Source organism: Bacteroides sedimenti, from assembly GCF_040365225.1.
GTDB lineage: Bacteria > Bacteroidota > Bacteroidia > Bacteroidales > Bacteroidaceae > Bacteroides > Bacteroides sedimenti.
Genome location: NZ_AP028055.1, coordinates 3,568,738 through 3,580,149 on the forward strand (window position 1 = coordinate 3,568,738; position 11,412 = coordinate 3,580,149).

9 protein-coding genes and 1 tRNA gene are annotated in these 11,412 nt (G+C 40.0%); 4 read left to right on the forward strand and 6 right to left on the reverse strand.

Annotated features, from left to right (window positions below; genetic code table 11):
- Nucleotides 1-54 precede the first annotated feature (54 nt).
- Nucleotides 55-798: a NigD1/NigD2 family lipoprotein gene (locus ABWU87_RS14200; protein WP_353331824.1), complete on the forward strand. Its 744-nt coding sequence runs from the start codon at nucleotides 55-57 to the stop codon at nucleotides 796-798.
- Between the two features lie 89 nt (nucleotides 799-887).
- Here ABWU87_RS14200 and ABWU87_RS14205 read toward each other — a convergent pair whose 3' ends face one another.
- From ABWU87_RS14205 to rsfS, 3 genes are read right to left on the reverse strand one after another with little or no spacing between them, the layout of a single operon-like run.
- Nucleotides 888-1,727: a phosphatidate cytidylyltransferase gene (locus ABWU87_RS14205; protein WP_353334484.1), complete on the reverse strand. Its 840-nt coding sequence runs from the start codon at nucleotides 1,725-1,727 to the stop codon at nucleotides 888-890.
- The gene (gene ftsH / locus ABWU87_RS14210; protein ID WP_353334485.1) at nucleotides 1,723-3,726 is read right to left on the reverse strand and encodes an ATP-dependent zinc metalloprotease FtsH; all 2,004 of its coding nucleotides are present in this window, start codon (nucleotides 3,724-3,726) and stop codon (nucleotides 1,723-1,725) included. Before ftsH ends, ABWU87_RS14205 begins: the two co-directional genes overlap by 5 nt.
- 47 nt (nucleotides 3,727-3,773) lie before the next feature.
- The gene (gene rsfS, locus ABWU87_RS14215) at nucleotides 3,774-4,133 is read right to left on the reverse strand and encodes a ribosome silencing factor (RefSeq protein ID WP_353331826.1); all 360 of its coding nucleotides are present in this window, start codon (nucleotides 4,131-4,133) and stop codon (nucleotides 3,774-3,776) included.
- Nucleotides 4,134-4,371: 238 nt separating this feature from the next.
- Here rsfS and ABWU87_RS14220 point away from each other — a divergent pair.
- Nucleotides 4,372-4,442, forward strand: a tRNA-Gln gene (locus ABWU87_RS14220).
- A gap of 186 nt (nucleotides 4,443-4,628) precedes the next feature.
- Here the strand turns inward: ABWU87_RS14220 and ABWU87_RS14225 are convergent.
- The 3 genes from ABWU87_RS14225 to rsmA all read right to left on the reverse strand — a co-directional run bounded on the left by ABWU87_RS14225 (nucleotide 4,629) and on the right by rsmA (nucleotide 8,792).
- The gene (locus ABWU87_RS14225) at nucleotides 4,629-6,482 is read right to left on the reverse strand and encodes a DUF349 domain-containing protein (RefSeq protein ID WP_353331828.1); all 1,854 of its coding nucleotides are present in this window, start codon (nucleotides 6,480-6,482) and stop codon (nucleotides 4,629-4,631) included.
- A gap of 141 nt (nucleotides 6,483-6,623) precedes the next feature.
- Nucleotides 6,624-7,964, reverse strand: coding sequence for a magnesium transporter (mgtE, locus tag ABWU87_RS14230; protein ID WP_353331830.1), 1,341 nt, complete (start codon nucleotides 7,962-7,964; stop codon nucleotides 6,624-6,626).
- A gap of 21 nt (nucleotides 7,965-7,985) precedes the next feature.
- Nucleotides 7,986-8,792, reverse strand: a complete 807-nt coding sequence (gene rsmA / locus ABWU87_RS14235; protein ID WP_353331832.1) for a 16S rRNA (adenine(1518)-N(6)/adenine(1519)-N(6))-dimethyltransferase RsmA — start codon at nucleotides 8,790-8,792, stop codon at nucleotides 7,986-7,988.
- Nucleotides 8,793-8,905: 113 nt separating this feature from the next.
- Here rsmA and ABWU87_RS14240 point away from each other — a divergent pair, with 113 nt between their 5' ends.
- Entirely contained in the window at nucleotides 8,906-9,886 is a 981-nt protein-coding gene (locus ABWU87_RS14240) for a lysylphosphatidylglycerol synthase transmembrane domain-containing protein (RefSeq protein WP_353334486.1), read from the forward strand.
- Nucleotides 9,887-9,891: 5 nt separating this feature from the next.
- The gene (locus tag ABWU87_RS14245; RefSeq protein ID WP_353331834.1) at nucleotides 9,892-11,352 is read left to right on the forward strand and encodes an aminoacyl-histidine dipeptidase; all 1,461 of its coding nucleotides are present in this window, start codon (nucleotides 9,892-9,894) and stop codon (nucleotides 11,350-11,352) included.
- Nucleotides 11,353-11,412: the final 60 nt, after the last annotated feature.

Consider the following 11,412-nt stretch of genomic DNA (forward strand, 5'->3'; position numbering starts at 1 on the left):
GCAGTAAAATCATCGCGCCTTTGTTTATATGGTGTATAATATAAATGTATAGTTATGAAAAAGATTAATTTATTACTCTTCTTACTGGTGATGTCCATTATACCAGTACTACAATCATGCGATAATGATGATGATTATTCGCTGGACAACTATATGGTTGGATTGGCAACAGTTAGCAAAAATGCTGAAGGTACGATCTATTTCGTTCTTGATAACGGAGAAACATTATGGCCGGCTGCATCGTTTGTACCTTATCAGAAATTAGAAAACGGTACACGGATTATAGGAAGTTTTACTCTGTTGAGTGATAAACAGAATGGTTATGACCATTTTGTTCGTTTGAATGATTATTCTACAGTTCTGACCAAAGGCATTATTAATTTGACGGAAGCCAATAAAGATAGCATCGGTGATGATCCCGTAAGAATCACCGATATGTGGAGAAGTGGCAATTACATCAATGTGGAGTTTGATATGAATCTACCTCTTCTGAATAAGCATCGTGTTAATCTTGTTAGAAATACGATGAAAAATTATGAAGATGACGGATATATACATCTAGAATATCGTTATAATGATATGGATGATGTAACAAGTTACATTGGGCATAGTATTGTCTCTTTCTGGTTGGGTGATTTAAGACTGATGGATTTTAGTCCGGGTTTTAAAGGTTGGAAAATCAGAATTAATTCAGCAATAAACGGAGAAAAGATTATTACGATTGATTATCCATCTGTTCAATCCATGAATCGTCAGATGAAAATGGAAAGCACTGTTGGAGATGAAAATATAAAATAACCTTGGTTCTTTTGTTTGTTCTAATATAAATACAAAAGCGGGTGCCCTGATCAAGGCACCCGCTTTTGCATATCTGAGATATATTACTTTTACTTTAACAACGAAATTGTATACAAATAGATAACAGATGCCGGAATGGCAATCATAGCACTGTCGAAACGGTCAAGTATTCCTCCGTGACCAGGAAAAATACTTCCTGAATCTTTAATCTTCATATGTCTTTTTATCATCGACTCCACCAAATCTCCCCAAGTTCCAAAAATGCAAACTGTCAGGCTAAGCCCGGCCCAAGCCAATGGAGATATGAATGGGAAAAAATGGGCAAATACAAAACTTGATGCTAAAGTAATAATTCCTCCTCCGATAGAACCTTCCCATGATTTCTTCGGAGAAATTCTTTCGAACAACCTGTGTTTCCCAAAGAGTGTTCCAAAGCAATAAGCTCCTGTATCATTTAGCCATATAAAAATAAATATGGAAAGTGGCAAGGCATAATTAAATGTAACAGCTCCTGTTATATCTGATTGGAAAGCCAACACATTGAGCAGAGCAAAAGGTAATGCTACATATAGCTGTGACAACATAGAATAGGCCAGGTTAATAACCGGGTTCTCTTTTTTCAGATAAAGTTCACTTATAAGCAGGTAGATAAGTAAAAAAAGATAAGGGATAAATATTTGCGACCCTGTCAGCCCCATGCAGAATCCCAGAAATGAAAAAAAGAGATAGACTCCTCCTAAAACATTAATCACAGTATTAGTACTTACATCTTCATTCTGGTTAACCAGCAAACAGAATTCGTGTACTGCCATTGAGGAGATGAGTACAAACAATATCGCAAAAGTTAACGGACTAAATATAATGCAGCCCACGAGCACTGCTACAATGAGTGCTCCTGTGACTGCACGTTGGATAAAGTTATTTTTAATCATTATTCGTTTGTTTCGTAGTGTCTTCTTCTTTCTCGTTCTGTTCCGGAAGTTCTACTTCTGATTCTGTTGTATTTGGACTTGTCTTAGATTCTTTTCTTATTGATGTTCCTTTTTCTTCAGCCTGATTGGTTGCCATGATTTCTACAGAGCGTGAAGCCCAAGGACGTTTGCCAAAGATATGTTCCATATCTTCAGTAAATATCACCTCTTTTTCAATTAAAAGGTTGGCTAGTTCATTGTGCTGCTCTTTGTGTTCAAACAGGATTTTTTTCGCCCTTTCATATTGATCATTAATAATGAATTTAGCTTCTTCGTCAATTAGTTCAGATGTTTTTTCACTGTACGGCTTGTTAAACGAATATTCCTCATTGTTATAGTAGCATAAATTGGGTAATTTCTCGCTCATTCCCAGATAAGCAATCATTCCATACGCTTGCTTGGTCACTCGTTCCAGGTCGTTCATGGCTCCTGTCGAGATTTTTCCAACAAACAAATCTTCCGCAGCTCGCCCTCCTAAAGTAGCACACATCTCGTCTAGCATCTGCTCCTTGGTTGTAATTTGCCTTTCTTCTGGTAAATACCAGGCAGCACCGAGAGCGCGTCCGCGAGGAACAATGGTTACTTTAATGAGAGGATTTGCATGTTCCAACAACCAGGAAAGACTAGCGTGTCCTGCTTCATGCAGAGCTATTGTCTTTCTCTCTTCCAAAGTCATAATCTTACTCTTCTTTTCAAGACCACCGATGATACGATCAACTGCATCCAGGAAGTCTTGTTTACCAACAAATGATTTGCCGTGACGAGCTGCAATTAATGCAGCTTCATTGCAGACATTAGCAATATCAGCTCCCGAAAATCCGGGGGTTTGACGAGCCAGGAGATCCACGTCTACAGTGTCATCTATTTTAATCGGGCGCAAGTGGACGCCAAATACCTCTTTTCGTTCGTTCAGGTCGGGCAGGTCAATGTGGATTTGACGGTCAAAACGTCCGGCGCGAAGCAATGCCTTGTCAAGGATATCCGCCCGGTTAGTTGCAGCCAGAACAATGATACCACTGTTAGTCCCAAAACCGTCCATTTCTGTAAGAAGCTGGTTAAGGGTACTTTCGCGTTCATCATTACCTCCCATATTGGGGTTCTTTCCACGAGCTCTACCTACTGCATCAATTTCATCGATAAATATGATGCATGGAGATTTTTCCTTCGCTTGTTTGAATAAGTCTCTTACACGTGAGGCGCCCACACCAACAAACATCTCAACAAAGTCGGAGCCCGACAATGAGAAGAACGGAACATCAGCTTCACCTGCTACTGCCTTTGCTAACAATGTTTTACCGGTTCCAGGAGGGCCTATCAGCAGCGCTCCTTTAGGAATTTTACCTCCCAGTTCAGTATATTTTTGCGGATTCTTAAGAAATTCAACAATCTCTTCGACCTCTTGTTTGGCTTCAGCTAGTCCGGCTACATCTTTAAAGGTAACCTTAACAGGACCGCCTTTTTCAAACAGCTGTGCCTTTGATTTCCCTACACTAAAAACATTGGTTCCCGAACCGGCTCCGCTACCCATTCTTCTCATAAAGAAGAACCATACCCCGATGAGTAGCGCAAACGGAAGTACCTGCCATAAAAAAGCGCTTATATAGTCCTTCTTTACGTCATACTCTTCTTTTCCGTCGAAACGATCCTCTCTTTTCTCATCTTTCAGGAAATTGCTTACTGCTTCATTAGATGGGCAACGAGTAGTAACAACCGGATTGTTTCCTACTTTTGATGCATCTTGCTTGAATACATCCTTTATGTGCTGTGGTTTGACATAAAGCTCAAGAGTATTGTCATCATAAGTGATTACTTTCGCAGCATATCCATTACTGACGTATTGCTGGAACTCATTATAGCTTATCTGTTTCTTTATTGACCCACCTTCGTTTGAAAGGTAAAGTCCGATCAGCATCATAGCAATTATAGCGTACATCCAGTTAAGACTGAATTTCGGCATATTCATTTTATTATTAGGTTTTTTATTCTCCATTTTGCAAATCTGATTTAGTCGAGGTCTGGTATCGTAGTTAGTTTTGCGTCAGCCCAGAGATGTTCGAGGTTATAATATTCTCTCACGTCTGGCAGAAAGATATGAACTATTACATCGGAATAGTCCATCGCAACCCACTCTGCGTTTCTAAGTCCGTCAACCGCTGTTGGTTTTATTCCCGTATTCTTTCTTACGTATTCTCTTGTTTCATCGGCGATTGTTGAAATATGACTGGGCGAATTACCCTGGCAAATAACGAAGTATTTGCAGATAGCTTCTCTAATCCCACTCAGATCTGCTACAACTATCTTATATCCTTTTTTCTCTTGAATACCTTCTACTATTTTCTGTACTAGTTCTTTTGTTTCGCTCATTTAATTTCTCTGATGGATTAATAACAATCTTATTTTGTGTATCTGTAAAACAATAATTTACAAATATACATTGATTTATTGTATCGGCGAAAGTTAATTTAAAAAACTCGCACTTTTTTGTATTTTTTGAGGATTTCATGCTTTCTTTTCACTCATCTCTGAATTTTTAAACAAAAAAAAGGGGGGAAATATTTCTCATTTCTAAAAATAGTATTACTTTTGCACTGTATTTAAGAATTGGGCTATGGTGTAATGGTAACACTTCAGTTTCTGGCACTGACTTTTAAGGTTCGAATCCTTATAGCCCAACATCAAGCAGTTGTGGGAACAATCATCAGGTTGTTCCCACAACTGTTTTTATACCCGCCAAATAAATCTCGGGAAGTTGATGCATTAGTGGGAAAACTATATCTCTAGCAGGTTAATCACATATAAACAAAAAGGAGCGGTCTGAAAGAACCGCTCCATTGTTATTGTAAGTAAGGACGTTATATTTTATTTGATTGACTGATCAATTACCTTAATTTTCTCCATGGTGAGGTGCAGATCTGATTTGAGTTTTTCAACTTTTCTGTTTAGTTCCGTAACCAAACTATTGCCTTTTTTCGAAGAAGAAGTAAGGAATCCCAGGTTATTTTCGTATGTCTTGATTTCATTTTTCATAGCCTCATAAGCACGCACCAGTTTCTCGCGTTCACGATAAAGAGACTGAGCGCCTCCTTTTTCACTTTGTCCGTTTACATTGCTAATGTTCGATTTGAAATTATTCAGCTTTCTGTTGGTTGCACTTACGTTGAGACGTTCAAAATGCTTATCAACCAGTTCGTGGAACTGTTTGTAAAGCTTATCTTTCTCCTTAAAAGGAACGTGCCCAATGGAATTCCACTCTTTTATTGTTTCGCGAACCAGGTTACCAGCTTCACTAGCCTCCATGTTTTCGTCCAAGGTAGCGAGTTTCTCAATGAGCATTTTCTTTTTCTGCATGTTCTCAATTTCCACAGAACGTTGAGAAGAAGTAGCCTTATTTTTTTGATCAAAGAAATAATCGCATGCCTCAATGAAACGTTTCCATACAGCATCTGAATATTTTTTTGATACCGGCCCAATTGTTTTCCATTCTTTCTGTAGTTTCGTAAGAACTTCTGAGGTTTCTTTCCAGTCAGTGCTATCTTTTAATGCTTCAGCTTTTTCGCAAAGAACCTTTTTCTTTTCAAGATTCTCGCTCATATCCTCTTTGATTTTTTTGAAAAAATCTCCTTTTTTCTTAAAAAAATCATCACAGGCAGCACGGAAGCGTTCGAAGATTTTTACGTTCATTTTTTGCGGAGCAAAACCGATGGTTTTCCATTTATTTTGCAATGCTATGATTTCCTGTGTCTTGGTTTCCCATGCAATGAACGAGTTTAGTTCTCCATATTCAATCGCTTCTACAATCTCACAGATAACAGTTTTTTCGTCAAGGTTCCGTTGTTCCATCTCTTTCAACGACTCAAAATGTTGTTGGTGACGACGGTTTACTTCTGTAGAGGCATTTTTAAAACGGGCCCATATTTCATCGCGAAGCTCTTTTGCTACAGGTCCAGTGTCACGGAACTCCTGATGTAACTTCTGTAACTGGTGGAAAGCGGAAACAACATCCGATTCATTCGCCAATCTTTCAGCTGCCTCGCAAAGTTTTGTCTTGATTTCCAGATTTTTCTTGAAGTCGTAATCCCGGAATTCGTTATTTATCTTGATTATATCATAGAATTTCTCCACATATACCTGATAACTTTTCCATAGCTCATTTACTTTGGCTTGTGGTACCAGTTTAACTTCATTCCATTCCTGCTGAATTTTCTTGAAATCATTATAGGCTTTGTTTACATCTTCAGGGCAATCTACCAACGCTTTGAGTTTTTCGATAAGCCCTAATTTTATCTGTAAGTTATCTTCTTTTTGTTTTTCAAGTTCTGCATTAAGTACGCTTCTTTTTTCTTTGATTTCAGCCATCAAAGATTTGAATGAAGCTTCGTCCGTGTCAGGCTCAGGAATAAATGATTCTTCGCTGCCGCCTTCTTCAATGAATTTTTTCTTCGCTGATTCTTGTTCTGCTTTGTGAAGTTTATAGAAGGTCTGTTTAAGTGCATCAAGTTCCTGTTTTGAAGCATTTTCTGCATCTTCAGAAAGGTCTTTCAGTCTGTTCAGTACTTCTTCTTTTGTCTGCAAACCAGCAGCGGCTGTTGTTTTTACTTCGGTAGTTTCCTCTGGAGTTTCTTCAGCTTTCACTTCTGAAACCTCGGGAACATTCTTTTCTTCTTCTAATTTCCCTTCATTTAAAGGTAGATTAGTGTCCTGAGTGTCCATCATTTGTTCAATCGTTTTTAGGTATAGGATTTAGTCCCGTTCATTACATTAATTTACAAATTAATATAATAAATTCTTAATTTTCTAATCTTTTCCAAATTTTTTTCTCTGGAATCTGTTTATTTGTTAATATTTCAATAGGATTTATGATAATAGCACAGTGATGCTCATATATAACATCATACCGATAATATCATTTGTGATAGAAATAAATGGCCCGGTTGCAATAGCCGGATCAATTTTCATCTTTTCCAGAGTCATAGGTACCAACGTTCCGAAGATGGAAGCGAACATAACTACTGCAAACAGACTGATTGAGACAGAATAAGTCACTGTGGCGGCTCCTCCGAACCGGATAAAATTATAGATATATACAAGCAATGAGATAAGAGTGGCATTGATTAAGGCTACTACCGATTCTTTTCCAACCTGTTTGAATGTTTCTTCCACTTCCAATGAACTGTTGGCTAACCCCTGAACAACGATCGCGGACGATTGTGTTCCCACATTTCCACCGGTTCCGCCAATCAAGGGGATATAAAGAGCCATTTCGGGGTGAGTCGCAAAGGTTTCATCGAAATTTCCTAATATCATGGAATTGCCTATTCCTCCAATCATTCCAATAAGTAACCATGGGAGACGGGCAGTTGTTTGTCGTGCTACATTATCGTGTGTTTCCACGTCTTGAGAAAGACCTGATGCCAATTGATAATCTCTTTCTGCCTGTTCACGGACTTCATCCATTACGTCGTCAACGGTAATTCGTCCCACCAGTCGCCCAATACTGTCGACTACCGGAATAGCTACAAGGTCATATTTTTCAATTGTCTGTACTACTTCTTCTATTGGGGTGTTTACATGAACTGAGATGGGATCTTTCTTCATCACATGTCTTACTTTTGAGACCGATGGACTAGTTATCATCTTTTTCAGAGGAAAAACCCCTTTCAGCCTTTCATCGTCATCGACCACATACACATAATATATTTCGTCCATCTCTTCTGCCTGCTGACGCATCTCTTTCAGACATTCGGGCATACTCCAGTTCTCGTTTACCACCACCATTTCCGTGCCCATTAAACCGCCGGCAGTGTCTTCATCGTATTTAAGCAGATCAACAATATCGCCAGCTTGCTCAATATCTTCAATGTGTGACAGGACTTCCTCCTGCTTGTCCTCGTCCATTTCACGGATCAGTTCTACCGCATCATCGGTATCCATATAATCCAGAAAACGTTTGGCAATGATTTCAGGTGGCAATAAATCCAGGAATTCTTTGCGGACGTCCTCATCCATTTCGATGAGCACATCGGCGGCTAGCTCATTATCCAGCAACAGATAGACAAAACGTGCCTCTTCAGGACTAAGCTCATTGCAAAGCTCTGCTATATCAGCAGGATGGAGGTCGATGAGGAGCTCCTTTACCATATCAGAGTCTTTTTGTTCAATTAACTCTTTTACTTTTTCAATTACTTCTTCCTCCATTTTGCCAGAATCAAAGGGTTGTTACTCGATTTGTATCTCCGGTTGTTCTGCCAGTGCTTTTTCAACGCGGTTGGTCAGGCTGATAAATTCAGCCACAGACAGTTGCTCGGGACGTTTATTAAAGATTTCATCCCTATAAATAGGGCACTCTTTACCCAGAATGGGTTTTATAGAATTTCTTAATGTTTTTCTCCGTTGGTTGAAGGTCGTTTTTACCACCTGTTTAAAAAGTTTCTCGTTACAGCCCAGCTCTTGTGTCTCGTTACGTGTCATCCGTATTACTGCGCTTTTTACCTTTGGTGGTGGGTTGAAAACCGTTTCGCTTACGGTAAATAGATACTCTACATTGTACCAAGCCTGAATCAGTACGCTCAGAATGCCATATGTTTTGCTGCCCGGACCGGCGGCAATCCGTTCTGCCACTTCTTTCTGAATCATTCCAGTGCAACAGGGGATAAGATTTTTGTTATCGAGCATCTTGAAAAATATCTGACTGGAGATATTGTAGGGATAGTTACCTGTCAGAACAAACTGCTGTCCGTCGAACACCCTTTCCAGTTTCATTTTCAAGAAGTCATCCTCGATGATATGGTCTTCCAGGGAAGGGAAATTCTCGCGAAGATAAGCTACCGACTCGAAGTCAATCTCCACTACCTTCACAGTTCTTTGTTTCTTAACCAGAAATTGAGTGAGCACTCCCATACCCGGTCCTACTTCCAAAACGGGAAGTTCGGGCACTACATCTACTGTATCCGCAATATCTTGGGCTATTTTTAAATCTTTCAGGAAATGTTGCCCGAGGAATTTCTTTGGTTTTACTACTCTCATTCTGTTAATTTAATTGTTTAATTCTTCGCTCTTTTTCAGATAACCTATTATCTTTGCAGCTTACAAAGGTATTAATAATAATTCATTTATTTATAATTTTGGGAACAGCTCCGATTAAAAAGATAGTAAAAAAGACTCTTCAAATTGCTCTGCCTATTGTTTTAGGTGGGTTTATTCTGGTTTGGGTCTATCGGGATTTTGACTTTTCAAAAGTAGGTCATGTCCTCCTTCACGAAACAAATTATTGGTGGATGTTTATCTCCCTTATCTTTGGAGTGCTAAGCCACGTATTCAGAGGGTTACGATGGAAACAGACGCTGGAACCACTTGAAGCCTACCCCCGGACAAGCAATTGCGTGAATGCCATTTTTATATCCTATGCAGCCAATTTGGTTTTACCCCGTGTAGGAGAGGTGTCACGGTGTACAGTGCTTACAAAGTATGATGGAGTCTCTTTCTCAAAGTCGCTGGGAACGGTTGTCACCGAACGAATCATTGACACCATCATGGTAGCGGCAATCACAGGAACTACATTGTTGCTTCAGTTGGGTATATTCAGAAGTTTCTTTGCACAGACAGGGACCAGCCTCGATTCTATAGGCGATGTTTTCATATCCCCTAAATTCTATATCATTCTACTGTGCATAATCGGAGTCTCTATATTGCTTTATCGCATGGTAAAGCTGCTTTCGTTCTTCGAAAAAGTGAAAGGGATAGTTCTCAATGTGTGGGAAGGTATCCAGACACTGAAACATGTAAGGAATATACCTCTTTTTGTTTTATATACATTCCTTATTTGGTTCAGCTATTTCATGGAGTTTTATCTCACGTTCTTCTGCTTTGATTTTACATCAAACCTAGGAATTATGTGCGGACTGGTTTTGTTTGCTGCTGGTAGTGTGGCGGTAGTTGTTCCTACTCCTAATGGCGCCGGACCGTGGCACTTTGCAATAATCTCCATGATGGTTCTTTACGGAGTCAATCCCGTCGATGCAGGAATATTTGCTCTGATTAAGCACGGAGTACAGACTTTATTATTAGTTTTGTTAGGAATATATGGTTTAGCGGCGCTGCCGTTCACAAATAAAAAATAATGCGTATGAAAACAATTCAATCGTTAGCTCCTGAAGCTGTGTGGAAGCATTTCTACTCTTTGACCAGAATACCTCGTCCATCAGGCTTTTTGAAACCTGTAACCGATTTTTTGGTGGACTTCGGTAAGAGTTTAAATCTGGAAACATTCACCGACGAAGTAGGCAATGTTATTATCAGAAAACCGGCTACTCCGGGAATGGAGAACCGTAAGGGCGTAATTCTTCAGGCGCACATGGACATGGTTCCGCAGAAAAACAACGATAAAGAACACGACTTTGAAAAAGATCCCATTGAAACAATCATTGATGGCGATTGGTTAAAAGCCAACGGAACGACCCTTGGAGCCGATAATGGCATGGGGGTTGCTGCAATCATGGCTGTTCTCGAAGATAACACTCTGAAGCACGGTCCACTGGAAGCATTGATTACTGCTGATGAAGAAACAGGAATGTTCGGAGCATTCGGTCTGAAAAAAGAATCAATCAAGGGAGAGATTCTTTTAAACCTCGACTCGGAAGATGAAGGCGAACTCTATATTGGCTGTGCCGGTGGCATTGATGTAACTGCCACTTTCCAATATAAAGAAACCGAAGTGGAAGAGGGTGATATTGCAGTTAAAGTTACCTTGAAAGGGTTGCGCGGTGGACACTCCGGTCTCGAAATCAATCAGGGACGTGGCAATGCCAACAAGCTGATGGTTCGTTTCCTTCGCGAAGCGATTGCCACTTACGAAGCCAGACTGGCTGTTTTTGAAGGTGGAAACATGCGTAATGCTATTCCTCGTGAAGCATACGCCATCGTTACCATTCCTGCTGAAAACGAAGAGGAACTAAGAGAATTGGTAGAATACTGCGAAAACCTCTTCAATGAAGAGTATGCAGGAATCGAGGAAAACATCAGTTTTCAAGCTGAAAGAACTGACCTTCCTAAAGGACTGGTTCCAGAAGAAATTCAGGATGATATTATTAACTCCATTTTTGCCTGCCAAAATGGTGTGATGAGATTTATTCCTTCAATTCCCGATACCGTGGAAACTTCGTCAAACCTAGCCATCGTAAAAGTAGCCGACGGAGTGGGAGAGGTGAAGATTCTTGCCCGCAGCGCTTCCGATTCCATGAAAGAGTTCCTCACTACCAGCATTGAGTGCTGTTTCAGTATGGCCGGAGCCAAAGTGGAAATGTCTGGCGGCTATTCAGGTTGGGATCCCGATGTGAACTCTCCGATTCTGAACGCCATGAAATCATCCTATAAAGCTCAGTTTGGTGTTGAACCAGCAGTGAAAGTTATTCATGCCGGATTGGAATGTGGCATCATCGGAGCTAATATTCCGGGATTGGATATGATCTCTTTCGGACCCACATTGCGTTCTCCTCACTCACCAGACGAACGTGTTTATATTCCTTCCGTGAAGAAATTCTACGACTTCCTGATTGCCACCCTCGAACAGACTCCTGTAAAAGCGTAACAAAAAGTCGTAAAAAGAAATATTCAGTGCGGGAAAGAGCAATCTTTTCCGCACTTTTTT

Coding starts and splice junctions, on each gene's coding strand:
- ftsH (WP_353334485.1), bottom strand. CDS start 3,726: ATGCCGAAATTCAGTCTTAACTGGATGTACGCTATAATTGCTATGATG.
- ABWU87_RS14245 (WP_353331834.1), top strand. CDS start 9,892: ATGAAAACAATTCAATCGTTAGCTCCTGAAGCTGTGTGGAAGCATTTC.
- ABWU87_RS14200 (WP_353331824.1), top strand. CDS start 55: ATGAAAAAGATTAATTTATTACTCTTCTTACTGGTGATGTCCATTATA.
- mgtE (WP_353331830.1), bottom strand. CDS start 7,964: ATGGAGGAAGAAGTAATTGAAAAAGTAAAAGAGTTAATTGAACAAAAA.
- ABWU87_RS14225 (WP_353331828.1), bottom strand. CDS start 6,482: ATGATGGACACTCAGGACACTAATCTACCTTTAAATGAAGGGAAATTA.
- rsfS (WP_353331826.1), bottom strand. CDS start 4,133: ATGAGCGAAACAAAAGAACTAGTACAGAAAATAGTAGAAGGTATTCAA.
- rsmA (WP_353331832.1), bottom strand. CDS start 8,792: ATGAGAGTAGTAAAACCAAAGAAATTCCTCGGGCAACATTTCCTGAAA.